The organism is Streptomyces fractus (assembly GCF_049844455.1).
GTDB classification, from domain to species: Bacteria; Actinomycetota; Actinomycetes; order Streptomycetales; family Streptomycetaceae; genus Streptomyces; species Streptomyces fractus.
Map to the genome: position 1 here is coordinate 692899 of NZ_JBMYHI010000002.1, position 23997 is coordinate 716895.

Consider the following 23997-nt stretch of genomic DNA (forward strand, 5'->3'; position numbering starts at 1 on the left):
GAGTAACGTTTTTTACCCGGTGAGCTTCACGGCGTGACGATCGGGAAGTCCCGGTCGCCGGGGTCGAGCACCGAGGCGAGCCGGCCGAGCACCGACGCGTCGCCCTCGACCCGCACGCCGGCCCGCTCAAGCCCCTCTGGAGTCAGGCCGGCGCCGGCCAGCCCGGCCAGAGCGCGGACCTCACTGGTGAGAGAGACATCGGCCGCCGTCTTCTGGGATGCCGCGCTGTAGGTGAGTACGCCGTTGGCGAGGCGGAGCCGGTAGTGCTCGCCGCTGTCCGTGAGATGGACGTCGATGGTGAGCTTCTCGTCCCACGCCTTCGGGCCGTCGATCTGGATGGCGATGGCGTCGAACAGCATCGTCGGGGTGAGGTTCGCGATCACGTCGGCCGACGCGGCGACGGTGGGGGTGCCGAACTGGCCCTCGCGCAGTTCGGTGGCACCGGAGAGGTAGAAGTTGCGCCAGGGGCCGTTCTCCGCGCCGTAGCCGAGCTGCTCGTAGGTGTCGGCGAGCAGTTCACGGGCCGCGGCGTGGTCGGGCTCGGCGAAGACGACGTGGCTGAGGACCTCGGCGGCCCAGCGGTAGTCGCCCGCGTCGAAGGAGCCGCGCGCCTTGTCGACGACGGTGTCGGCGCCGCCCATGAACTCGACGTAGCGCTTGCCCGCCTCGACGGGCGTGTGCTGCCACAGGTGGGCCGGGTTGCCGTCGAACCAGCCCATGTAGCGCTGGTAGATGGCCTTGAGGTTGTGGCTGACGGAGCCGTAGTAGCCGCGGGCGTTCCAGGCGTTCTCCAACGCCGGTGGCAGTTCGAGGTGTTCGGCGATCTCGCTGCCGGTCCAGCCCTTGTTGATCAGGCGGAGCGACTGGTCGTGGAGGTAGCCGTACAGGTCGCGCTGGCACTCCAGGAACTCGACGACGCGCTCCTGGCCCCAGGTCGGCCAGTGGTGCGAGGCGAAGACGACGTCGCTCTTGTCGCCGAAGAGGTCGATGGTCTCGGTGAGGTAGTGCGACCAGCCGTGCGGGTCACGGACCACCGCGCCGCGCAGGGTCAGCAGGTTGTGCAGGGTGTGCGTGGCGTCCTCGGCCGCGCACAGTGCCTTGAAGTCGGGGAAGTGGATCAGCATCTCCGACGGCGCCTCGGTGTCGGGCGCCATCTGGAAGACCATGCGCACCCCGTCGACGGTCTCCTGGTGCCCCGTCGTCGTGATGGACAGGGTCGGCGGGATCAGCGTGACACCGCCGGTCGACAGCGTCTGCCCCAGTCCGGCGCCGACCTGCCCCTGCGGGCCGCGGGCGAGCGCCGCCCCGTACATGTAGGCGGCGCGGCGGGCCATGGCGGTGCCCGCGTACACGTTCTCGGCCACCGCGTGCTCGGTGAAGCCCTCCGGCGCGATCACGGGCACACGGCCGGCGTCGACGTCCTCCTGCGTGGTGACACCCTTGACGCCGCCGAAGTGGTCGGCGTGCGAGTGGGTGTAGATCACGGCGGTGACGGGGCGCTCGCCGCGGTGCTCACGGTAGAGGGCCAGCGCCGCCGCGGCCGGCTCCGTCGAAAGCAGCGGGTCGAGCACGATCACACCGGTGTCGCCCTCGATGAACGTGACGTTCGACAGGTCGAGTCCGCGCACCTGGTAGATGCCCTCGACGACCTCGAACAGACCGTGCTCCGCGGAGAGTTGGGACTGCCGCCACAGGCTCGGGTTCACGGTGTCGGGCGCCTCGCCCTTGAGGAAGGCGTACGTGTCGTTGTCCCACACGACACGCCCGTCCTCGGCGGTGACGGCGTTCGGTGCGCGCCGGGCGATCAGGCCCCGCTTCGCGTCCTCGAAGTCCTGGGTGTCGGAGAACGGAAGGCGTGCGCGCAGTTCCGTCTGCCGCTGCGTGATGGACGGCTGCGCGGGGTTGGGCGTCGAAGTCATATCGACAGATTCACACCTTTGAGTCCGGATTGTGCGGCACGACGCGCACCCCTCGCCGCGAGTCGCCGCCTCCGGAACACCCTGCACACACAACCAACCGTTGTGCGTGCGTGCCGCGTTCGTTGTTTGATCCCGGCATCCGCAGGCGACTTGGATGACGGTCATGCCTGATCAGGATCGCCTCTACGTCCAGACACCCGAGTTCGCGCGCGTGGCCGAGCGCATCGAGTACGTCACCGCGTTGACCTCACGGCTGAACGTCCTGCCCTTCGACGACAAGGCCGGGCGCGCGGCGCTGCTGTCCGACATCGTCGGCAAGCCGGTACCGGACTCCGTCACCGTCTATCCACCCTTCTACACGGACCACGGGCTCCGCATCGAGTTCGGCGAGCACGTCTTCGTGAACCAGGGGTGCACGTTCCTCGACCAGGGGGGTATCCGCCTGGGCGACGGCGTGCTGATCGGGCCGAAGACGAACCTGATCTCCTCCGACCACCCGCTCCGCGCGTCCGAGCGCAGCGAGTTCATCACGCGGGCGCCCATCACGATCGGGGCCGGCGCCTGGCTCGGCGCGTCGGTGACGGTGCTGCCCGGTGTCACGATCGGCCGCGGTGCCGTGATCGGCGCCGGAGCCGTGGTCACCAAGGACGTACCGCCTGACACCCTTGTGACCGGGTCCGCGGCGGTCGCGCGCAAGCACTGGGAGGACTGAGCCCGGGTGCGGCTACGCGCGCTCGCTCGCCGTGACCGTGATGCGGAAGGCGGGGTGGTCGGCGGGGTCCGGCAGCGCCTCGAAGGTCTTGGCGACGTTCGGGAGCTTGCCGAAGTGGTCCAGGTAGGCCTCCATCAGAGCCGGGAGCTCCGACCGGTCGACCTCGACCGCCGTGAACTGCTCGACGCGGCCGCGCCGGGTGAGGCGGCCCGACTTGCTGGCGCGCAGATTCCGGGACCATTCGGTGTCGCCGTAGGCGGCCAGCAGGTACTCCGCGCCTCCGTGGTCGAGGACGGCCACGGGGGTGGAGCGCCAGGCGCCCGTGGTGCGTCCGGGGACCGACAGCAGGCTGACCACCTTGGGCTTGACCAGGCGCGCCATGCGCCCGCCGATGACGCGCGCCGCCCAGGGCGGGCGCAGATAGTTCCTGGTGGACATGGTGGGACCTCTTCTCCTGCGACAGATGTGCCGTGACGCCCCCTCCTCACCCTCCAAGGATAGACACCTAATGCTTAGACATCAAACGTTTCGACTTCGCTGCTAAAGTTGTGGCATGCATCAGCCTGCCTCCCCGCCTCTCGGTCTCCAGCTGAGCCGGGCCGCCCGCACGGTCGGCCGGGCCTTCGAAGAAGCACTGGAGGAGGCCGACGGCTCGTTGCCGGTGTGGCTGATCCTGCTGAACCTGAAGACCGGGCGCCCCGGCAACCAGCGTCAACTGGCCGAGGCGGTCGGCGTGCGGGACGCGACGCTCACGCACCACCTCAACGCGATGGACAAGCGGGGTCTGATCACGCGGCGGCGCGACACCGCGAACCGGCGCATTCACGTGGTGGAGCTGACCGAGGCGGGCGAGGCGGCGTTCCGGCGCATGCGGAAGGCCGCGACCTCCTTCGACCGCGACCTGGGCGCGGGCCTCTCGGACGCCGACCGCGCCGAGCTGAGCCGGCTGTTGCGGCACCTCGCGCGGAACGTGGACCCCGGGGACGAGTGAGGGACTACCGCCCCTCCCACTCCGGTTTCCGCTTCTCCAGGAACGCCGCCACGCCCTCGGCGAAGTCGCGGCTGCCGTAGACGCGGGCGTACAGGTCCTCGGCGTGGCCGGGCGCCGAGGCGGCCAGGACGCGGCGGTCCGCCTCCTTCAGGGCCGCCAGGGTGAGCGGGGCGCAGCGGGCGATGTCCGCCGTGAGTTCCGCGAGGCGGGTGTCAAGGTCTGCCGGTTCGACGATGTCCGCCACGAAACCGGACTCGTACGCCTCCGTCGCGGTGATCAGTCGTCCGGCGAGCAGGGAACGCAGGGTGCGGGCGCGGCCGAGGCCCGCGTAGAGGCGGGAGATCATGGCGGGGGAAAGGCAGTTGCCGAGCGTGCGGCCGATGGGGGCGCCGAAGACGGCGTCCGGGGTGCACAGCACCACGTCGCAGCAGCTCGCGAGGGCGCTGCCCGCGCCGACGGCCGGGCCTTCGACCGCGGCGACGACGGGCATCCGCATCCCTGCGAGCCGGTCGACGGCGAGGCCCACACGACGCTCGTACGCCACGCCGTCCTCGCCGCTCGCGACGTCACGGAACTCGCGGATGTCGGTGCCGGCCGCGAACGCCCGCCCGCCCGCGCCTCGCAGCACGGTGAGGCGGATGTCGGGGTCGGCGTCGATCTCCTGACAGGCGCGCTCCAGTTGGTCGTACATGCGCAGGGTCAGGGCGTTTCGCCGGTCGGGGTTGGCGAGGGTGAGGTGGGCCGCGTACGTGGCGGTTCCGGGAACCGGTACGCGGGTCCAGGTGACGGAGCCGCCACCCCCGTCGTCGTCTGCCGTCAACTCCGTCCCCTTTCCGAGGAGTTCCTCGTTGTGCTCGCCGAGTACCGGCGGGTGGCGGCGCAGCCGTGCCGGGGTGCGGGCGAGTTTCACCGGGAAGCCGACGACGCGGCTGCGGCCGTCGACCGGGTGGTCGTACTCCTCGACCATGCCGCGGGCCCGGGCGTGCGGGTCGTGGTCGAGGATCTGGCCGTAGTCGAGGATCGGGCCCGCGGGGACGCCCGCTTCGAGGAGCTGGGCCACACATTCCTCTGTGCTGGTCGCCGCGAGGCGCCCTTCGAGGAGGGCGATCAGTTCGGCGCGGTGCCGCATCCGGTCGGTGTTGGTGGCGAACCGGTCGTCGTCCGAGAGGTGTTGGAGGTCGAGGGCCTCGCACAGCCGCAGCCACAGCCGTTGGTTGTTGGCGGCGACGGTGGCGTGGCCGTCCTTGGTGCGGACGACCTGGTAGGGGGCGGACATGCGGTGCGCGGAGCCGAGCCGCTGTGGGGGTTCGCCGCCGGAGAAGTACTCGACCGACTCCCATACGGACATCGCCAACACCGCTTCGTACAGGGAGGTTTCGAGGTACTGGCCCTCCCCCGTGCGGAGCCGGTGGACGTGTGCGGCGGCGATGCTCAGCGCGCACAGCATGCCCGCGCCGAGGTCGCCCACCGGCAGCCCGCACTTGACCGGTGGGCCGTCCGGGTCGCCGGTGACGCTGACGGCGCCCGCCATGCCCTGGGCGATGAGGTCGTAGCCGGGCCGGTCGGCGTACGGGCCGTACTGGCCGAAGCCGGAGATCGACGCGTAGATGATGTCGGGCCTGACCTCGCGGACCGCTTCGTAGCCGACGCCGAGGCGGTCGGTGACTCCGGGCCGGAAGTTTTCCACGACGACGTCCGCGTCGGCGGCGAGGCGGAAGAACTCCGCGCGGTCGGCGTCGGTGCGCAGGTCCAGGGTGACACTGCGCTTGTTGCGGTTGAGGGCGTGGAAGGCGGGGGTGTCGCTGCCGGGGCGCGGTGTGCCCATGGAGGTGCGGGTCTGGTCGCCGCCCTCGGGTGACTCGACCTTGATGACGTCCGCGCCGAGGTCGGCGAGCAGCATCGTGCAGTACGGGCCCGCCATGACCTGGGTGAGGTCGAGGATCCGGACGCCGTCGAGCGCGCCTGAGGTGCCGGTCATCGCACCGCCTCCCGTATCAGCTGGAGCGGGTGCACCGCGGTGCGCTCCGTGCCGTGGTGGATCTGCTGGCGGCAGGAGACACCGGTGGCGGCGACCACGGTGTCGTCCGGTTCGGCCCTGACCGCGGGGAAGAGCCGGTCCTCGCCGACCGCCATGGAGGTGTCGTAGTGCTCGGCCTCGAAGCCGAACGAGCCCGCCATCCCGCAGCACCCGGCGTCCAGTTCGACCACCTCGGCGCCCGGGATCCGCTGGAGGAGCGCGACGGTGGCGGCGGTGCCGACCTCCGCCTTCTGGTGGCAGTGGCCGTGGAAGAGGATGCGACGCCCCGCGGGCCCGGCGTCGTCCCGCAGTGCGAGCCTGCCGTCGTCGATGGCCTCGGTGAGCAACTCCTCCAACTGCTGTACTCGGCCCGACACTTGGGCGACTGCCGGGTCTCCCGGCAGCAGGGCGCGGTGTTCGTCGCGCAGGGTCAGCAGGCAGGACGGCTCGCAGCCGACGATGGGGCCTTCCCCCGTGCCCGCGAGCCGGTGCACGAGGTCGCCAGCCTGTGCCTTCGCCTGGTCGAGCAGCCCCTTGGAGAAGGCGGCGCGGCCGCAGCAGCCGCCGCTCTCCAACTCCACGTGCCAGCCCGCCCGTTCGAGGAGTTCGACGGCGGCGCGGCCGACGTCGGGGTCGGTGTATGTGGTGAAGGAGTCGGCGAGGAGGGTGACCGTTCCCTGGCCGCCGGCCACGCTTCCCGGCCTGCGCCGGAACCATGTCACCAGGTTGCGGCGGGCGAACACCGGTAGGGGACGCGCGCGGGCGATACCGAGTCCGCGCTCCAACAGCCTCCTGGGGAGCGGCAGATTGGAGAACGGCGCCGTCGCCGAGCCAAGTTGGTTGAGGCGGCGGATGGCGCCGAAGACCCGCGAGCGGAGCGGTGTGCCGTGCTGCTCGTGATGGTGTGCCAGGGTCTCGGCCTTCAGTGTGGCCATGTCGACGCCGAGCGGACACTCGCTCTTGCACGCCTTGCACATCAGGCACAGGTCGAGGACGTCGTGCAGCCCCTCGTCGCCGAGCGCCGCCTTCGGGTCGGGCTCGGAGAGCGCCTTGACAAGTGCGTTCGCCCGGCCGCGCGTGGAGTCGTGTTCGTGCCGGGTCACCATGTACGAGGGACACATGGCGCCCGCGTCGCTCTTGCGGCACAGGCCGATGTTCATGCACCGATCGGCGGCGCCGCGCATGCCACCACCCGCCGCTCCCCCGCCGACGACCTCGAAGTCGAGGTGAGTACGCAGGGGCGGCGCGGGCGGCAGGGCCGCGTCGCGGAGGTGCTCGGTCATCGCCGGGGCGTCGACGATCTTGCCGGGATTCAGCCGGTTCTCCGGGTCGAAGAGGCCCTTGACCTCGCGCATCGCCTCGTACAGGTCGTCGCCGTAGAGCTCGCGGTTGAACTCGCTGCGGGCCAGGCCGTCGCCGTGCTCGCTGGAGTTGACGCCGCCGTACTCACGGACCAGGTCCTTGATCTCCTCGGCGACCGCCCGCATCGTACGGACCTGGGCGGGGTCGGCGACGTCGACGAAGGGCCTGATGTGCAGGCAGCCGACGGAGCAGTGGCCGTAGAAACCGGCGTCGAGGCCGTGCCGGTCCAGGACCTGCTTGAAGCGGCTGGTGTACGCGGCGAGGTGCTGCGGGTCGACTGCGGTGTCCTCGATGAAGGCCAGCGGGCGCCGCGTGCCCGCGCTCGCGGCCATCAGCAGCCCGAGGCTGGACTTGCGGACCTTGAGCAGCCCGGACTGCTGGGCGGGGGTGACGGCCTGGAGGGTGTGGTAGCCGTGGCCGTGCCGCTTCCACAGGGCCGTCAACTCCTGGAGGCGACCGCTGAGTTCGGCTTCGTCGTCGCCGGTGAAGCTCACGAAGAGCAGGGCCTCGGGGTCGCCTTCGAGGATGCTTCCGAGCGAGGCGTACTCGATCTTCTGCCGGGAGAGGTCGAGGATCGTCCGGTCCATCATCTCGACGGCGGACGGATCGAGGCCGAGGGCGTCCTCGGTGGCCTCGATGGCTCCGGCGACGGAGGTGAAGTGGCCGACGGCGATGACCGTGCGCGCGGGCTTCGGCACGAGGTCGACCAGGGCGCGGGTGGCGACGACGAGGGTGCCCTCCGAGCCGACGACGAACTTCGCGAGGTCGAAGGGGGCATCGCCGCCGGTCCCGGCGAGCCGGTCGAGGCGGTAACCGCCGGAGCGTCGCCAGTAGTCGGGGAAGTCCGTGGCGATCGAGGCGGCGTGCGCGTCGACGATCTTCGGGAGCTCGCGGTGGAGCCGCCCCTCCAAGGTGTCGAGGGCGACGCGGCGGGCGCGCTCCTTCTCGTCGACGGGGGCGAGGCGGGCCGTCGTCGCGTCCGAGAGGACGACGTCCAGCTCCCGTACGTGGTCGATGGTCATGCCGTAGCGGATCGAGCCACTGCCCGCCGAGTTGTTGCCCATCATGCCGCCGATGGTGGCGCGGTTGCTGGTGGAGGTGTCCGGGCCGAACATGAGGCCGTGCTGGGCGGCCGCGCGGTTCAACTGGTCCTGTACGACGCCGGGTTCGACGAGTGCGGTGCGCGCGTCGGCATCGAGTTCGACGATGCGGTGCATGTGCCGGGAGAGGTCCAGGACGAGGCCGGGGCCCACGGTCTGTCCGGCCAGGCTGGTACCGGCACCCCGGGGCACCAGCGGCACACCGTGCTCGGCGGCTGCCGCGACCGCGGCCCGCACGTCGTCGGCGTGGCGCGGGAAGACGACGCCCTGCGGGGTGATCGCGTACATGCTGGCGTCGCGGGAGAACAGGTGCCGCGTGTAGTCGTCGAAGGCGACCTCGCCGTCGAGGTCGCGGCGCAGCGCCGCTTCGAGGTCGCGGGCTGCGGTGCGGACCTCGCTGGAGGCCGTCATCGCAGCACCTCCAACGCCGCCTCGAGACCGCCCCGTTGGACCGGGACACCCGCGAGTTCGAGACCCATCTGCACGCCGGCGAGGGTGCCCGCGAGGGACAGGTCGTTGAAGTTGCCGAGGTGGCCGATGCGGAAGACACGTCCCGCGAGCTTTCCGAGACCGGAGCCGAGTGACATGTCGAAGCGCTCCAGGATGACCTTGCGGAGCTTGTCGGCGTCGTGCCCTTCGGGCATGAGGACGGCGGTGAGTGAGCCGGAGTGCTCACGCTCGTCGGCGCACAGCACTTCGAGGCCCCATCCGCGCACGGCGGCGCGGGTGGCGGCGGCGTGCCGGGCGTGCCGGGCGAACACGTTGTCCAGGCCCTCCTCCGCCAGCATGCGCAGCGCCTCGTCCAGGCCATAGAGGAGGTTGGTGGCCGGGGTGTACGAGAAGGCACCCTTGGCGTTGGCGTCGATGATCGGTTGCCAGCTCCAGAAGGACCTGGGGAGCCGGGCGGTGCGGGAGGCGGCGAGTGCCTTGTCGCTCACGGCGTTGAAGCTGAGGCCCGGCGGCAGCATCAGCCCCTTCTGCGAGCCGGCGACGGTGACATCGACACCCCACTCGTCGTGCCGGTAGTCGATGGAGCCGAGTGAGGAGATGGTGTCGACGAGCAGCAGGGCGGGGTGGCCCACGGCGTCGATCGCCGCGCGCAGTTCGGGGATGCGACTGGTGACGCCGGTCGATGTCTCGTTGTGGACGACGCAGACCGCCTTGATGCGGTGGCCGGTGTCGGCGGCGAGCCGCTCGGCGAGCACCTCCGGGTCGGCTCCTCGGCGCCAGTCACCGGGTACGGCGTCGGTGTCGGCGTCGAGGCCCAGGCCGCGGGCCATCTCGCGCCAGAGCACGGCGAAGTGCCCGGTCTCGAAGGAGAGCACCCGGTCGCCGGGGCTGAGCGTGTTGACCAGCGCGGCCTCCCAGGCTCCCGTGCCGGAGGCCGGGTAGACGACGACGGGGCCCGCCGTCCCGAACACCGGTTTAAGGGCAGCGAGCAGACGCTTCGTCAGCTCGGCGAACTCCGGGCCGCGGTGGTCGATGGTGGGCGCCGCCATGGCGCGCAGGACCCGGTCGGGGACGTTGGTGGGGCCGGGGATCTGCAGGAAGTGGCGGCCGGTGCGGAGCGTCATGCGGTCGACTCCTCAAAGGTGTTGTGCCGTGAGACGGCACGCCATACCGTGAAGCGGCACATGGAGCGTAGGCTTCCCCTCGCCGACGCGTCAACGGCCCTGTACGGGTCGCGGGTTGGGATCGACGGGCGGCCGGCCGATCGGCGGACGGTCGATCGGCGGACGGTCGATCGGCAGGCAGGCAGGCAGGCAGGCAGGCAACGAATGCGTGAGGACTCGCGATGATGCAGAACGTGGCCAACACCCTGCGGGCGCTCGAGGAAGTGGCCGCCATGCAGCCCGTCGGCGTCGCCGACCTGGCCAGGTCCCTCGACCTGCCGAAGAGTTCCGTGCAGCGCTCCCTCGTCACGCTGCACACCACCGGCTGGATCCGCCCCGCCGGAGGAACCCCCACCCGCTGGGTGGTGACCACCAAGGCGCTGCACGTGGGACGGCACGCCACCGACGAGCTGGGCCTGCGGGACGCCGCCCTGCCGGTGATGGAAGAGCTGCGCGGGCGGACCGACGAGACGGTCCACCTGGCGGTCCGCGAGGGCGGAAGGGTGCTGCTGGTCGAGCGCCTCCAGACGAGCAAGGCCGTGCGCATCATCCTTCCGCTCGGCCAGGATCTTCCGATGCACGCCTCAGCGAACGGCAAGGCGGTGCTCGCGGCCGACCCCGACGACGCGGTCGAGCGCTACCTCGACGAGGGGCTGCCGCGCTACACCGGCACCACGGTCACCGACCGGGAGCAACTCCTCGCGGAGGTACGGGAGATCAGGGCGCGCGGCTACGCGACGAACTCCGGCGAGTGGCGCGCCGATGTCTCGGCGGTGGCCTCCGCCGTGCTCGGATCGGGAGGCCTGCCGGTGGCCAGCGTCAGCGTGAATGTGCCGACGAGCCGGATGACCGAGGACGCGGCCGCCACCTTCGGTGGCCTGGTACAGGAAGCCGCGCGGACGATCAGTACCCGAATCTCCTGATGCGCAAGGTGTCTTGACGAGTCATCAGACGGCTTCCATACTCTCGCCCCAACCCGAAACCCAGATTCCGGAATCCGGAACGTCCTGAATGTGTGGTGACCACCGACCGAAGGCGAGGAAGCCTCGTGTCAGACCAAGTCATCTCCATCATCGGCCTTGTGCTCGTGTTCGTCATCGCGACCTTCTCCAAGGTGCACATGGGCGTCATCGCAGTCGTCGCCACGTTCGTCGTCGGCACGGCCGTCGCCGGTGAGTCGGCGGACGAGCTTTTCGCCGGCTTTCCCGGCGACCTGTTCGTGGTGCTCGTCGGCGTGACCTTGCTGTTCGCGATCGCCAAGAACAACGGCACGGCGGACTGGCTCGTCCAGGCCTCGACCCGTGCCGTGCGCGGAAGAATCGCCCTCATCCCGTGGGTGATGTTTCTGATCACGGCGGCGCTGACGGCCTCCGGGGCAGTGGTCCCCGGCGCGGTGGGCATCATGGCGCCCATCGGCATGGGCTTCGCCGTGCGCCACAAAATCAACCCGGTCCTGATGGGACTGCTCGTCATCAACGGTGCCAGCGCGGGCGGCTTCTCGCCGATCAGCATCTTCGGCACCATCACCAACGGCGTGGTGCAGCGGGAGGACCTGCCCGGCAGCGAGGGCATGCTCTTCCTGACCTCGTTCCTCTTCAACCTGGCGCTGAGCGTGGTCGTCTTCTTCCTGTTCGGCGGCCGCAAGCTGCTGGGCAGGCGGGCGGAGAGCCCCGGTGGGGCGCCCGGTGACACGGGCGCCACACCAGGGGTCACCACGGGCGGTGACACGCCCGCCGCGTCGGTCCCGGCCCCGGCGGGCGAACCCGTACCGGCGTCGGCCCCGGCGGGCGGTCAGGTGGCTACCGGTGGTCAGGTGGCCGCCCCGCCGAAACCCCGGCCCTCCGCCCCCGATACAGACACCGACACCGAGGAGGTCCGCCTCGACCCCGTCCGCGCGCTCACCGTGCTCGGGGTGATCAGTCTGGCCGTCGGCTCCCTCGCCTTCGACCTCGACGTGGGCCTGATGGCCTTCGTGGTCTCGGCCGTCCTGTGCCTCGTCTCCCCCGCCTCGGCGAAGGGAGCCGTCGAGCGCTGCGCCTGGCCCACGGTCCTGCTGGTCTGCGGCATCGTGATGTACGTCAGCCTGATGGACAAGATGGGCACCATCAAGTGGGCCGGAGAGAGCGTCAGCGACCTCGGCACGCCTCTGGTGTCGGCGCTGCTGATCTGCGTGATCGGCGGCGTGGTGTCCGCGTTCGCGTCCACGACCGGCATCCTGGGCGCGCTCATCCCGCTGGCCGTCCCGTTCCTGGCCGGGGGCGAGATCGGCGCGATCGGAATGATCAGCGCCCTGGCCATCTCGTCCTCTGTGGTGGACTCCTCACCGTTCTCCACCAGTGGCGCGCTGACCGTGGCCGGCGCACCGGAGGAGATGCGGGACACCGTCTTCCGACGGCTGATGGCATGGGGCCTGAGCATGACCCTGATCGCCCCGCTCGCGACCTGGGTCATCCTCATCGTCCCCGGCCAGCTGTAATAGCGCAGCGTCCGGGGCCGCTCACCGGGTCAACTGCCCGAGCGCGACGTTGAGTTCGAGGACGTTGACCCGCGGCTCCCCCATGAATCCGAGGTCCCGGCCGTCCTTGTGTGTGTCGACGAGCTTTTGGACCCGAGTGACGGAGAGGTGGTTGCGCTCCGCGACGCGGTGCACCTGGAGGTCGGCGTACTCGGGGGAGATCGCCGGGTCGAGTCCGGAGCCGGAGGAGGTGACGGCGTCGGCCGGGACGTCCGAGGCCTTCACCTTGTACGCCGCCGTGGAGTTGTCCTTGACGACGGCGGCCTTGGCGGACTCGACCTGCTTCACCAACTCCTTGTTGTCACCGGAGAGGTTGGTGGCGCCGGAGAGGATCAGCTTGTACTGGGTGTTCACGCTGTTCTCACCGAGGCCGTTGGAGGGCCGCGACTGGAACCACGTCAGGTCCGGCTTCCCGTCCTTGGTGAGGTACCTCTGGCCGATGAGGGAGGAGCCGACGACCTTGCCCTCGGACGTGACCTCGGATCCGTTGGCCTTGTCGTGGAACGCCACCTGCGCGACGCCGGTCACCGCCAGAGGGTAGAGCACGCCGCACACGACGGTGAGGACGATCAGGGCGCGCACCCCGGCCCACAGCAACCGGCCTGTGTTTCCTACGGAGTTGTTCATGGCCTTAACCGATTCCAGGGATGAGGGAGATGAGGAGGTCGATGAGCTTGATGCCGATGAACGGCGCGACGAGCCCGCCCAGGCCGTAGATCCCGAGGTTGCGGCGGAGCAGCCTGTCCGCGCTCACCGGCCGGTACTGGACGCCCTTCAGGGCGAGCGGTACCAGCGCGATGATGATGATCGCGTTAAAGACGACCGCGGAGAGGATCGCCGAGTCCGGGCTGGACAGGCCCATGATGTTGAGCTTGTCCAGGCCCGGGTAGACCGCCGCGAACAGCGCCGGGATGATCGCGAAGTACTTCGCGACGTCGTTGGCTATCGAGAAGGTCGTCAACGCGCCCCGGGTGATGAGGAGTTGCTTGCCGATCTCGACGATCTCGATGAGCTTGGTCGGGTCCGAGTCGAGGTCGACCATGTTGCCGGCCTCCTTCGCGGCCGACGTACCGGTGTTCATCGCGACACCCACGTCCGCCTGTGCGAGGGCTGGCGCGTCGTTGGTGCCGTCGCCGGTCATCGCGACGAGCTTGCCGCCCGCCTGCTCCCGCTTGATGAGGGCCATCTTGTCCTCGGGAGTGGCCTCCGCGAGGAAGTCGTCGACGCCCGCCTCCTCGGCGATCGCCTTGGCGGTCAGCGGGTTGTCGCCCGTGATCATCACGGTCTTGATGCCCATGCGGCGCAGTTCGACGAACCGCTCGCGCATGCCGTCCTTGACGACGTCCTTCAGGTGGATGACACCGAGGACACGGGCGCCCCCGGCGTCCTCGACCGCCACGAGCAGCGGCGTACCGCCGGCCTCGGAGATCCGGTCGGCGAGCGTGCCCGCGTCCTCGGCGATGCGGCCACCCCGCTCCTCGACCCAGGCGATGACCGAACCGGCCGCCCCCTTGCGGATCTTGCGCCCGTCCACGTCGACACCCGACATGCGTGTCTGGGCGGTGAACTCGACCCACTCGGCGCCCGTCAGCTCGCCCTGATGCCGCTCGCGCAGCCCGTACTTCTCCTTGGCGAGGACCACCACGGAGCGGCCCTCAGGTGTCTCGTCGGACAACGAAGAGAGTTGCGCGGCGTCGGCGACCTCGGCCTCGGTGGTGCCGCGCACCGGCACGAACTCGGCGGCCCGGCGGTTGCCCAGGGTGATGGTGCCGGTCTTGTCGAGCAGCAAGGTGGACACATCGCCCGCTGCCTCGACCGCCCTGCCGGACATGGCGAGTACGTTGCGCTGCACGAGCCGGTCCATGCCCGCGATGCCGATCGCGGAGAGCAGCGCGCCGATGGTGGTCGGGATCAGACACACCAACAGGGCCACGAGGACGACCATGGTGAGGTGTTTGCCCGCGTAGTCGGCGAACGGCGGCAGCGTGGCCACCGCGAGCAGGAAGACGACGGTCAGCGAGGCCAGCAGGATGTTCAGCGCGATCTCGTTCGGTGTCTTCTGCCGGGCGGCGCCCTCGACCAGGTTGATCATGCGGTCGATGAACGTCTCGCCGGGCTTCGTCGTGATCTTGACGACGACGCGGTCGGAGAGCACCTTCGTTCCGCCGGTGACCGCGCACCGGTCGCCGCCGGACTCGCGGATGACCGGGGCGGATTCGCCGGTGATCGCCGATTCGTCGACGGAGGCCACGCCCTCGACGACGTCACCGTCGCCGGGGATGATGTCGCCGGCCTCGCAGACGACGAGGTCGCCGATCGTCAGCTGCGTACCGGCGACCCGCTCCTCGCGGTCCCCCGCCAGACGCCGCGCCACGGTGTCGGTCTTCGCCTTGCGCAGCGTGTCCGCCTGCGCCTTGCCACGCCCCTCGGCGACGGCCTCCGCCAGGTTCGCGAAGATCACCGTCAGCCACAGCCAGGCACTGATCGTCCAGCCGAACCAGTCGGCCGGATTCAGGCACGAGAACACCGTCGTCAGCACGGACCCGATCAGCACCACGAACATCACGGGCGACTTGGCCATGACGCGCGGATGGAGCTTGCGGCAGGCTTCGGGCAGCGACTTCAGCAACTGCTTGGGGTCGAACAGGCCCCCGCCGACCTTGCCGCCGCCGGGCTTGTGCCCGGTGGGCACGTCCGGGTGGCGCGCCCTGGTAGGTGTGACAGTGGACGTGGACGCGGACGTGGACGTGGACATCGTGTCCTCGGAATTCTCGAAACGTTCGGTACGTGCAGTGCGTACGGTCATGACGCGAGCCCTTCCGCGAGCGGGCCGAGCGCGAGCGCCGGGAAGTACGTCAGGCCGGTGATGATCAGGAGCGTGCCGACCAACAGGCCGGTGAAGAGCGGCTTGTTGGTGCGCAGCGTGCCCGCCGTCGCCGGGACGGGACGCTGCTCGGCCAGCGAACCGGCGAGCGCGAGCACGAACACCATCGGCAGGAAGCGGCCGAGCAGCATCGCGAGGCCGATCGTGGTGTTGAACCACTGCGTGTCCGCGGACAGGCCCGCGAAGGCCGAGCCGTTGTTGTTGGCTCCGGACGTGTACGCGTAGAGGATCTCGGAGAATCCGTGCGCGCCGGGGTTGAGCATGGAGTTCGGCGGGGTCGGCAGGGCCATCGCCAGGGCGGTGAAGACCAGGACGATGGCCGGCGTGATGAGGATGTAGCAGGCCGCGAACTTGATCTCGCGGGTGCCGATCTTCTTGCCGAGGTACTCGGGGGTGCGGCCGACCATCAGGCCGGCGATGAACACCGCGATGATCGCCATGATCAGCATGCCGTAGAGACCGGATCCGGTGCCGCCGGGCGCGATCTCGCCGAGCTGCATGCCGAGCAGGTTGAGTCCGCCGCCCAGTCCGGTGTTGGAGGAGTGGAAGGAGTTCACCGCGCCGGTCGAGGTGAGCGTCGTGGAGATCGAGAAGATCGCCGACGCTCCGATGCCGAAGCGGGTCTCCTTGCCCTCCATCGCCCCGCCCGCGGCGTCGAAGGCCGGGCCGTGGTGGGCGAACTCGGTCCACATCATCAGGGCGACGAAGCCGATCCAGATGGTCGCCATCGTGGCGAGGATCGCGTAGCCCTGCTTGACCGAGCCGACCATGCGGCCGAAGGTGCGGGTCAGTGCGAACGGGATGAGCAGGATCAGGAAGACCTCGAAGAGGTTCGAGAACGCGGTGGGGTTCTCGAAGGGGTGGGCCGAGTTGGCGTTGAAGTAGCCGCCGCCGTTGGTGCCCAGCTCCTTGATGGCCTCCTGGGAGGCGACGGCGCCGCCGTTCCACTGCTGGCCGCCTCCCACGAACTGGCCGACGGAGTGGATGCCGGAGAAGTTCTGGATGGCGCCGCAGGCGACCAGGACGAGCGCGCCGACGACGGCGATCGGGACCAGGATCCGGACGACGCCGCGCACCAGGTCGGCCCAGAAGTTGCCCAGTTCACCGGTACACGAGCGGGCGAAGCCGCGTACAAGGGCGACCGCCACGGCGATCCCCACGGCCGCCGAGACGAAGTTCTGCACGGCGAGCCCGGCGGTCTGCACGACGTGGCCCATGGCCTGCTCGCCCGCGTACGACTGCCAGTTGGTGTTGGAGACGAAGGACGCGGCCGTGTTGAAGGCCTGGTCCGGGTCGATCGAGGCGAAGCCGAGCGAGCCGGGCAGGCTGCCCTGCACGCGCTGGAGCAGGTAGAGGAAGAGGACGCTCACCGCCGAGAAGGCGAGGACGCCGCGCAGGTAGGCGGTCCAGCGCATCTCGGCGTCCGGGTTGGCGCCGATGCCCTTGTAGATCCACCTCTCCACCCGCAGGTGCTTCCCGGAGGAGTAGACCCGCGCCATGTGGTCGCCGAGGGGCCGGTACGCCAGTGCCAGCGCCGCTGTCAGCGCGAGCAGCTGGAGCACTCCGGCGAGTTCGGGGCTCATATCTGTACTCAGAACCTCTCCGGGTAGATGAGGGCGAGGACGAGATAGCCCAGGAGGGCGACGGCCACGACGAGGCCGACCATGTTCTCGACGGTCACAGCTTGGTCACCCCCTTGGCGACGAGTGCCACCAGCGCGAAAACCGCGATCGTGGTGACGACGAAGGCCACGTCGGCCATCGTGAGCTCCCTGGGTGAAAGTCTTGATTCGGAACTGACACTCAGAGGAAACCCCCGGTCAGGGCGGGTATCGCGCCCCGTTGACGGCTCCCATACGTCACTGCGGGCGCCCTTGACGCGTCTCTTACGCGACCAGGGGCGGGCGGCGGTCGTGGAACGGTTCCGGGAGTGTCCGGGAGCTGTCACATTCGGCGTCCGGCTCTGGTTCGCGGGGCCGGGCGGGCGCATCGTCGACACATGGGGGCAGCCCTCCCGGACCGCCCCACCGGCCTACCGACCCACTGGCCCACCCGGAGGTTCGCCATGTGTATCCACCGCCCCGCGTGCCCGAACTCCGAGCACGTCGTCGCCGCCCACCCCGAGCAGGGCTGGGGCCTGCGCTGCGACGGCACGATCGTCTTCGACGACACGGGAGAGCTGCGGCCCGACGGCGGCGTCGTGTCCCCGCACCGGATGCACCCGGCACCGGTGGAGCGGCTCGCCGTCGCGGCCTGAGGGTGTTCGCCGCCTCACGCCCAGAGGGCCACCGCGAGTGCCGCGCCCAGGAACGCCGCGCCGACTCCCGCCACGACGCTGCCGACGACGTTGACCACGGCGTAGAAGCGCGCCCCGTTCTCGGCCAGGCGCAGGGCCTCGTACGAGAACGTGGAGTACGTGGACAGCGCCCCGCACAGTCCGGTGCCGAGCAGCAGTTGCACCTGGGAGGACGCGCCTCCGGCCGCGACGGCTCCGGTGACCAGGCCGAGGATCAGGGAGCCCGTCACATTGACGGCGAACGTGCCCCAGGGGAACACCGAGTCGTGCCGGGACTGGACGGCGCGGTCGGTGAGATAGCGCAGCGGGGCGCCGACCATCGCGCCCACGATCACCAACAACCAGTTCACGCGCCGAAGCCCTCCATGCCGGGGAAGACCGGGGCGCCCGCGAGTCCCGCGGCGTGGGCGCGGTGCACGGTCTCGGATGTCACCGCCGCCTCCCTTCGACGACGCGGCGCGTCAGATGTGCCGCGGCCCACACCGACGCGAGCGCCACGCACACCGTCAGGGCCAGATAGCCGAGGGCGGTGCGCGCGTGTCCCTGGTCGATCAGGTTCCTGATGTCCACGGCGTACGTGGAGAACGTCGTGAAGCCGCCGAGGACGCCGGTGCCGAAGAACGGCCGGACGAGGCGGTGGGCCGTCCACACCTCCGAGATGACGACCATGAAGACGCCGATGACGGCGCAGCCGATCGCGTTGACGACGAGCGTCGTCCAGGGGAAGGCGCCGGTCGCCGTGGGCCACAGCAGGCTCGCCCCGTAGCGGGCGCTCGCGCCGACCGCGCCGCCGAGCGAGACCGCGACGACAACGGGCCCCTGCCCTCGCCGCGCGCCCTTGCTCGGGACGGGGACACGCAGGTCCACGTCCGGATCGACGGGTTCGTGTCGCATCGGGGTGCGGGCCTCTCCCACGTACGTCTCCTACTCACCGGGCACACACGTTACGGGTGCGCGTCGTCGCGAGCAGGGACCGTTGGCGGCGTCGGTGCCGCGGTTGGAGGACGGCGGGCCCCACCGCCGCGCGGTGATCACGATCACCGCCGCGAAGATCCTACCTCGCACCGTGCCGGGCCACCGTCCGGCGACAGTCCGCGCACGGTTTCGCAGATCGACGGGCGCGCGACACTACGTCGTCGCCAAAACCGGGCATCACCGTAGAGGTCCCATACCGCTCCCTCCCCTTGCCCTGCGCTGTGCGCGCCCCGAAAGGACGACTCAAGCGTGGCCACTCCCCCTCCCCCTGTACCTCCCTCTGTCCCTTCCTCCGTCCCTGTCCCTGCTCCTGGCCCTGGCCTGCGGATCGCGTCGGGATGCCGGCTGCCCGTACGGAAATGGATCGCGCTCGTTCCGCTCGTCCTGGTCGCCGGGTGGGTGGCCTGGAACTGGCCCGTGTTCACCTCGGGGCTCGCGCAGTTGCGCGGCGCGGACCCCGGCTGGCTGCTTGCCGCCGCCGCGGTCACGGTCGCGTGCTGGGTGCCGGTGTGTCTGCTGCGGCAGGGCGCCGTCCTCGAACCGCTGCCCGCGGGACGGCTGTTCGCCTCGCAGGTCGCCGCGGGGTCCGCCAACCACCTGCTGCCCGCGGGGCTCGGCGCCCACGTGGTGACGCTGCGCTTCATGCGCTCGTGCGGAATATCGGCGAACCGCGCGTGCGCCGCGCTGGCGCTGTACTCGCTGGCGCAGCCCATCGGCCGGTACGGGCTGCTGCTCGCCCTGATGGCGGCCTCGCCTGACGCGCTGTCGCTCGGCGGGCTGATGCCGGCCGAGCGTGGCGGCCTGGCGGTGCTCCTGATCGTCGCGCTGGTCGCCGTCGCGGCCGGGGTGCTGTGGTGGGTGCGGCCGCTGCGCGGGGCCGTCCGGGACTTCCTGGCCACCGCGCTGACCGACGTGCGGGCCCTGCACGCGCGGCCCGCCCGCGCGCTGGCCCTGTGGTGCGGGGCGGTCGGCTTTCCCGCGTTGCAGGCCACCGTCATGGTCGCGGTGGCGCGCTCCCTCCAGATGCCGGTGCCGTCGCTGGACATCGCCCTCGCGTATCTGGCGGCCTCTGCCGTGGCCGGGGTGGTGCCGACGCCTGGCGGGATCGGGTCCGTCGAGGCGGCGCTCGCCATCGCGCTGGTGAGCGCGGGGTCACCGGTCGTCGAGGCGACCGCGGCGGTCGTCGGCTTCCGTCTGCTCACCGTCTGGGGGCCGCTGCTGCCCGGCGCGTTGGTGCTGGCCGCGCTGGTGCGTCGCAAGGTGATCTGACGGCCGCCGGTCCACCAGGGCGTACAGCAGCCCGAGTTGGAGCCATACGAAGGTGTTGCCGCCGACGAAGCCGTCCACGCCGCCGGAGTCGTACCGCCACAGCCACACGACGCTGCTGCACAGCAGCGCGTACGCCGTGCCCGTCCAGGCCAACCTGGCCCGGCTGAGCGGGAGTTCGAGGGCGCGGTCGGCGAGGACGGCGAGTGCGGGCAGCACCCAGACGAGGTGGTGGACCCAGGTGACGGGGCTGATGAGGCAGGCGGCGACGCCGGTGGCCGCGATGCCGAGGCGTACGTCCGCGGCGCCCGCCCGGCGGACGCGGTGCGCCCACAGCGCGGCGACGGCGAGCGCCCCGCACGCCCACCACATGGGACTCGGTGCGGCCGGGTGGGCGAGGCGGGCCAGCGCGCCCTGCCAGGACTGGTTGGAGACGTAGGCCAGTTCACCGAGGCGGCTGGTGTCCCACAGCGCCGTGCCCCAGAAGGCCCGCGAGGTGCCGGGCGCGAGCAGGTGGGCGAGCAGGGTCGCGGCGGCGGCCACTCCGGAGGCGGTGGCCGCGGCACGCCGGCGGCGCGTGATCGGCAGATAGCCGATGAACAGGGCGGGGGTGAGCTTGACGGCGGCGGCGAGGCCGATGCCCACGCCCGCGAACCGTCCGCCGCGCTCCAACTGCCTTGCGTCGCACAGGACGAGGAGCAGCAGGAAGAGATTGACCTGGCCGAAGCTGACGGTGTCGTAGACCGGTTCGAGGAGCGCGAACAGGCAGCCCGCGACGATGTGGGCGGGCAGCGGCGGCCAGCCGTGCCGCCGGATGACCGGCCCGGCGAGCAGCCGCAGGACGAGCACCGCCGCGGCGAGGTTCGCCGTGGTGCCGACGGCGACGGTGAGGGGCCAGCTGAGCAGGGTCATCGGCCCCATGCACAGCGCGGCGAACGGCGGATACGTGAACCCGTAGGCCTGCCCCGGCACGCGGTAGTCGTAGAGGCCGCCGGAACGACCGGCCCAGAAGTGCACGGCGTCGTAGTAGACGCGCAGGTCGAACCAGTGGCGGTGCAGGGGGACCAGCGCCAGGAAGAGGGCGACCGCCGCGCACAGTGCGGTCAGGGCCACCAGCGTCCGGGTGTCGGTCCGTGGTCGGGCGCGCTGCCAGGTGGTCACAGGATGCTCCTCGCCTCTGCCGCGTCGAGTCCCGAGGTGCGCTCGGCCCACTGGCGGGCCCACCAGAGCGCTCCGAGGGCGGCCAGCGCGCCGCACGTGGCGACGGCCGCCTGGGTCGCGTCCGGGGCGGTTCCGCTGGGGAGTTCGGCGAGGGCGAGGATGCCGCTGGCCACGACGAGTGCCCGCCGCACCGGTCCGGACGGCGCCGCGGCGGCCAGCGGGAACAGCCCCCACAGCGCGTACCAGGGCCGTATCGCCGGGCCGAGGACGACGACGGCGAGCAGGCTCAGGCCCAGCGCGAACAGCGGGCCGCGCCGGGGTCCGCGCGACCAGAACACGAGGACGCAGACGGCGGCCGCCGCGAGGCCCGCGATGCGCCAGGCCGGGACGGCGAGCGGGGCGAAGCCGCTGCCCGCGCCGTGCAGTGCCGCCTCGGTGATCCGGCCGAGTATCGAGGTGAGGGCCCAGTTGTGGTGGGTGATCGGGGTGCTGAGCGCCCCGATCCAGCCGTATCCGCCGCCGAGGAGCGCGGTGACGGCGGCGGTCGTCACCAGCGCGATCCCGGTGGTGGCGGCCGCTGCCCTGAGCCATCTGTACCGCCCGTCGAGGTGTCCCGCCCAGAACACCACGACGGCCAGTAGGCCCAGCGCGGCGGGCGCCTTCACCAGCGCGGCGAGCGCCATCAGGACCGCGGCCAGGACGTGGGCACGGCGCTGCGCGGCGACGAGGCCGAGGCCGAGTACCCCCAGCATCAGGGCGTCGTTGTGCGCGCCGGCCACGAGGTGGAGCAGCAGCAGCGGATTGAGCGCGCCGAGCCACAGCGCGGCGGCGCGGCGCTGTGGCTCGGCGCGGGTCAGCAGGACCAGCGACAGCACCATCAGCGCCACGCCGAGCAGCGCCACGCCTCTCAACCCGAGGACGCCGCCTGTCAGTTCGGCCCGTGCGAGGCGTGCGGCGGGCTCGGCGAACGGCAGGAACACCGGGCCGTACGGTGTCGGGGTGTGCTGCCACACCGCGGGCACCTGCGCGGCGAGCGGCCCGCCGAGGACGGCCGGGCCGTGGGTGTAGACGTCGATGTGGGCGTCGAACATGGCGCCCTGGGCGAGGTAGCTGTAGACGTCGCGGCTGAACAGGGGCGGGGCGAGGAGCAGGGGCGCGGCCCAGACGGCGAGGGTGGCGACCATGCCGCGCGTGCCCGGGGGCCGGGGTCCCAGGACGGTGCGGCCCAGCATGACCCAGGCGGCGACGAGCAGCACCAGGCCGAAGTAGGCGCCGAAGAGGCCGAGGGCGGCGGGCCCCGATGTGGGGTCGGGGAGGTCGTCGACCGGGAGCGCGCCGGCGTATCCGCCGCCGAGGGCCACCGCCGCGGTTCCGGTCAGCCCCAGGAGCCGACATCGGTGGACGTGGGACGCGTCGCCGGGAGTGAGCACCCGGTGAGCGTGCCCGGGTCCGGTGGCCGGGAGGGAACGCGCGCGTCAGCGGGGCGGGTCGGGAACATGTCCTGTCGTGCGGCGCCGAGCCCGTTGCGCGAGGTCGCACGGGACACGAGTTGGTACATTCGCGACCCCGAACCCCATATGCCGCACATGAGGAGCGTGGTGCCGATGACGCCGCTCGCCCTGTTCCTGCCCGAGCTGGGCGCGGTCCCGCGCTGGCTGCAGATCACGGCGGCCGTGGTGGTCCTCGGCCTCATGGCCACGCGCGTGTGGCTGTTCTTCCGGCGCCGGAAGTAGCGGCGCCCCGGCCCGCCCCCGACGCTCAGGGGGCGGGCCGGCCGGTCCGTGATCAGCCCTGGACGCGGATCAGCTTCTTGTTGGCGAACTCCGCCATGCCGTACTTGCCGAGCTCACGGCCGATGCCCGAGCGCTTGACGCCGCCGAAGGGCAGGTCCGCCTGGGTGCCGGCGAAGCCGTTGATCCACACCATGCCGGTGTCGAGCTGGTCGGCGACCCGCTTGGCGCGCTCGACGTCGCCGCTCCAGACCGCGCCGCCGAGCCCGTACGGCGAGCTGTTGGCCAGCTCGACGGCGGCGTCCTCGTCGGTCACCGGGTAGACGACGGCCACGGGGCCGAACAACTCCTCGGTGTAGGCGCGCATTTCGGGCGTGATGCCGGTCAGCACGGTCGGCTCGACGTACGCGCCGGGGCCCTCGCCGCGGCCGCCGCCGGTGTGCAGCGTGGCACCCTTGTCGACGGCGTCCTTGATCTGGCCGAGCAGCTGGTCGGCGGCGGCGCGCGAGGACAGCGGGCCGAATCGCGTGCCGGGCTCCAGCGGGTCGCCCGGCTCCACCCGCGCGACGCTCGCGGTCAGTTCGCGCACGAAGTCCTCGTACAGGCCCTCCTGGACGAGGAAGCGCTTCGGCGAGTTGCAGGCCTGCCCCGCGTTGCCGAGCCGGCCGCCCGCCGCCGCGCGGGCCGTCTTCGCGACGTCCTCGGTGTCCAGGAGGATGAACGCGTCGGAGCCGCCCAGTTCGAGGACGCACTTCTTCAGGTTGCGGCCCGCGATCTCGGCGACCGCCGAGCCGGCCCGCTCACTGCCGGTCAGCGAGACACCCTGGTTGCGGGGGTCGGCGATGATGTCGGCGACCTGGTCGTTGGTGGCGAAGACGTTGATGTACGCGCCGGACGGCAGGCCGGCGTCCGTGAAGATCTGCTCCATCGCGAGGGCCGCCTGCGGGCAGCTGGGGGCGTGCTTGAGCAGGATCGTGTTGCCGAGCATCAGGTTCGGCGCGGCGAACCGGGCCACCTGGTAGTACGGGAAGTTCCACGGCATGATCCCGAGCAGCGAGCCCAGCGGGGCGGTGCGCACGGTGGCGGTGCCGCCGCCGCTGACCGAGAGCTCCTCGTCGGCGAGGAAGCCGGGGCCCTGGGTGGCGTAGTACTCGTAGATGCTGGTGACGATGTCGATCTCGCCCTTGGCCTGGGCGAGCGGCTTGCCCATCTCCAGGCTGATGATGCGGGCGAGCTCGTCCTTGCGCTCCTGGTAGATCTCGCCGACACGGCGCAGCACGGCAGAGCGGGTCTCGACGGGCGAGTTGCGCCAACTCTGGTAGGCCGCGTGGGAGTCGGCCAGTGCCGTCTCGATCTGCTTCGCGGTCGCCTCGGGAAATTCCTCGAGGGTCTCGCCGGTCGCGGGGTTCACCGTTTTGTAGGCCGTCATGCTCGCGACCATACCTTTCGTGTCCGGG

At 71.1% G+C, this 23997-nt stretch carries 21 protein-coding genes; 7 read left to right on the forward strand and 14 right to left on the reverse strand.

Going from position 1 to position 23997, the window contains the following annotated elements:
* Positions 1 to 26: 26 nt before the first annotated feature.
* On the reverse strand, positions 27 to 1919 hold the full coding sequence (locus tag ACP4E5_RS05275; RefSeq protein WP_425825536.1) for an alkyl/aryl-sulfatase: 1893 nt from the start codon (positions 1917 to 1919) through the stop codon (positions 27 to 29).
* Positions 1920 to 2082: 163 nt separating this feature from the next.
* Between ACP4E5_RS05275 and ACP4E5_RS05280 the strand changes: the two genes are divergently transcribed.
* Positions 2083 to 2631 (forward strand): sugar O-acetyltransferase, encoded by a 549-nt coding sequence (locus ACP4E5_RS05280; protein ID WP_425825537.1) that lies wholly within the window; start codon positions 2083 to 2085, stop codon positions 2629 to 2631.
* 12 nt (positions 2632 to 2643) lie between these two features.
* On the opposite strand, the gene ACP4E5_RS05285 is transcribed toward ACP4E5_RS05280, so the two are convergent.
* A complete protein-coding gene (locus ACP4E5_RS05285) occupies positions 2644 to 3069 on the reverse strand; it encodes a nitroreductase/quinone reductase family protein (protein ID WP_425825538.1) in 426 nt (141 codons plus the stop codon).
* A 115-nt stretch (positions 3070 to 3184) separates the two neighbouring features.
* On the opposite strand from ACP4E5_RS05285, the gene ACP4E5_RS05290 reads away from it, so the two are divergent.
* Positions 3185 to 3622, forward strand: a complete 438-nt coding sequence (locus tag ACP4E5_RS05290; protein ID WP_425825539.1) for a MarR family winged helix-turn-helix transcriptional regulator — start codon at positions 3185 to 3187, stop codon at positions 3620 to 3622.
* A gap of 4 nt (positions 3623 to 3626) precedes the next feature.
* Here ACP4E5_RS05290 and ACP4E5_RS05295 read toward each other — a convergent pair whose 3' ends face one another.
* Genes ACP4E5_RS05295 through ACP4E5_RS05305 form a run of 3 tightly spaced genes read right to left on the reverse strand, consistent with a single transcriptional unit; the run spans position 3627 to position 9675 of the window.
* On the reverse strand, positions 3627 to 5600 hold the full coding sequence (locus tag ACP4E5_RS05295; RefSeq protein WP_425825540.1) for an enoyl-CoA hydratase: 1974 nt from the start codon (positions 5598 to 5600) through the stop codon (positions 3627 to 3629).
* A complete protein-coding gene (locus ACP4E5_RS05300; protein ID WP_425825541.1) occupies positions 5597 to 8512 on the reverse strand; it encodes an FAD-binding and (Fe-S)-binding domain-containing protein in 2916 nt (971 codons plus the stop codon). The genes ACP4E5_RS05295 and ACP4E5_RS05300 overlap by 4 nt, the downstream gene beginning before the upstream one ends.
* Entirely contained in the window at positions 8509 to 9675 is a 1167-nt protein-coding gene (locus ACP4E5_RS05305; RefSeq protein WP_425825542.1) for a pyridoxal-phosphate-dependent aminotransferase family protein, read from the reverse strand. The genes ACP4E5_RS05300 and ACP4E5_RS05305 overlap by 4 nt, the downstream gene beginning before the upstream one ends.
* A gap of 221 nt (positions 9676 to 9896) precedes the next feature.
* On the opposite strand from ACP4E5_RS05305, the gene ACP4E5_RS05310 reads away from it, so the two are divergent.
* Both ACP4E5_RS05310 and ACP4E5_RS05315 read left to right on the forward strand, forming a co-directional pair.
* Entirely contained in the window at positions 9897 to 10637 is a 741-nt protein-coding gene (locus tag ACP4E5_RS05310; protein ID WP_425825543.1) for an IclR family transcriptional regulator, read from the forward strand.
* A gap of 125 nt (positions 10638 to 10762) precedes the next feature.
* Positions 10763 to 12190 (forward strand): SLC13 family permease, encoded by a 1428-nt coding sequence (locus ACP4E5_RS05315; RefSeq protein ID WP_425825544.1) that lies wholly within the window; start codon positions 10763 to 10765, stop codon positions 12188 to 12190.
* A gap of 21 nt (positions 12191 to 12211) precedes the next feature.
* On the opposite strand, the gene ACP4E5_RS05320 is transcribed toward ACP4E5_RS05315, so the two are convergent.
* The 4 genes from ACP4E5_RS05320 to kdpF are packed head-to-tail and all read right to left on the reverse strand — an operon-like array spanning position 12212 to position 16794.
* Positions 12212 to 12856, reverse strand: a complete 645-nt coding sequence (locus ACP4E5_RS05320) for a potassium-transporting ATPase subunit C (protein WP_425825545.1) — start codon at positions 12854 to 12856, stop codon at positions 12212 to 12214.
* Positions 12857 to 12860: 4 nt separating this feature from the next.
* Positions 12861 to 14984, reverse strand: a complete 2124-nt coding sequence (gene kdpB, locus ACP4E5_RS05325) for a potassium-transporting ATPase subunit KdpB (protein ID WP_425841100.1) — start codon at positions 14982 to 14984, stop codon at positions 12861 to 12863.
* 47 nt (positions 14985 to 15031) lie between these two features.
* Positions 15032 to 16696: a potassium-transporting ATPase subunit KdpA gene (gene kdpA, locus ACP4E5_RS05330; RefSeq protein WP_425825546.1), complete on the reverse strand. Its 1665-nt coding sequence runs from the start codon at positions 16694 to 16696 to the stop codon at positions 15032 to 15034.
* 8 nt (positions 16697 to 16704) lie between these two features.
* The gene (kdpF, locus tag ACP4E5_RS05335) at positions 16705 to 16794 is read right to left on the reverse strand and encodes a K(+)-transporting ATPase subunit F (protein WP_425825547.1); all 90 of its coding nucleotides are present in this window, start codon (positions 16792 to 16794) and stop codon (positions 16705 to 16707) included.
* A gap of 383 nt (positions 16795 to 17177) precedes the next feature.
* Between kdpF and ACP4E5_RS05340 the strand changes: the two genes are divergently transcribed.
* A complete protein-coding gene (locus ACP4E5_RS05340; RefSeq protein ID WP_425825548.1) occupies positions 17178 to 17369 on the forward strand; it encodes a DUF5999 family protein in 192 nt (63 codons plus the stop codon).
* Between the two features lie 14 nt (positions 17370 to 17383).
* Here the strand turns inward: ACP4E5_RS05340 and crcB (ACP4E5_RS05345) are convergent, their stop codons facing one another.
* Positions 17384 to 17758, reverse strand: a complete 375-nt coding sequence (gene crcB, locus ACP4E5_RS05345) for a fluoride efflux transporter CrcB (protein ID WP_425825549.1) — start codon at positions 17756 to 17758, stop codon at positions 17384 to 17386.
* Positions 17759 to 17837: 79 nt separating this feature from the next.
* Positions 17838 to 18302: a fluoride efflux transporter CrcB gene (gene crcB / locus ACP4E5_RS05350; protein WP_425841103.1), complete on the reverse strand. Its 465-nt coding sequence runs from the start codon at positions 18300 to 18302 to the stop codon at positions 17838 to 17840.
* Between the two features lie 498 nt (positions 18303 to 18800).
* Here crcB (ACP4E5_RS05350) and ACP4E5_RS05355 point away from each other — a divergent pair, with 498 nt between their 5' ends.
* Positions 18801 to 19652: a lysylphosphatidylglycerol synthase transmembrane domain-containing protein gene (locus ACP4E5_RS05355; RefSeq protein ID WP_425825550.1), complete on the forward strand. Its 852-nt coding sequence runs from the start codon at positions 18801 to 18803 to the stop codon at positions 19650 to 19652.
* On the opposite strand, the gene ACP4E5_RS05360 is transcribed toward ACP4E5_RS05355, so the two are convergent.
* Both ACP4E5_RS05360 and mptB read right to left on the reverse strand, forming a co-directional pair.
* The gene (locus ACP4E5_RS05360) at positions 19536 to 20810 is read right to left on the reverse strand and encodes a glycosyltransferase 87 family protein (RefSeq protein WP_425825551.1); all 1275 of its coding nucleotides are present in this window, start codon (positions 20808 to 20810) and stop codon (positions 19536 to 19538) included. The two genes, ACP4E5_RS05355 and ACP4E5_RS05360, sit on opposite strands and share 117 nt — an antisense overlap.
* The gene (gene mptB, locus ACP4E5_RS05365) at positions 20807 to 22240 is read right to left on the reverse strand and encodes a polyprenol phosphomannose-dependent alpha 1,6 mannosyltransferase MptB (protein WP_425825552.1); all 1434 of its coding nucleotides are present in this window, start codon (positions 22238 to 22240) and stop codon (positions 20807 to 20809) included. Before mptB ends, ACP4E5_RS05360 begins: the two co-directional genes overlap by 4 nt.
* 174 nt (positions 22241 to 22414) lie before the next feature.
* On the opposite strand from mptB, the gene ACP4E5_RS05370 reads away from it, so the two are divergent.
* Positions 22415 to 22543, forward strand: a complete 129-nt coding sequence (locus tag ACP4E5_RS05370) for a hypothetical protein (protein WP_425825553.1) — start codon at positions 22415 to 22417, stop codon at positions 22541 to 22543.
* Positions 22544 to 22595: 52 nt separating this feature from the next.
* On the opposite strand, the gene ACP4E5_RS05375 is transcribed toward ACP4E5_RS05370, so the two are convergent.
* Positions 22596 to 23969 carry an NAD-dependent succinate-semialdehyde dehydrogenase gene (locus tag ACP4E5_RS05375; RefSeq protein ID WP_425825554.1) on the reverse strand — a complete coding sequence of 458 codons (1374 nt, stop codon included), beginning with the start codon at positions 23967 to 23969 and terminating at the stop codon, positions 22596 to 22598.
* Positions 23970 to 23997 lie beyond the last annotated feature (28 nt).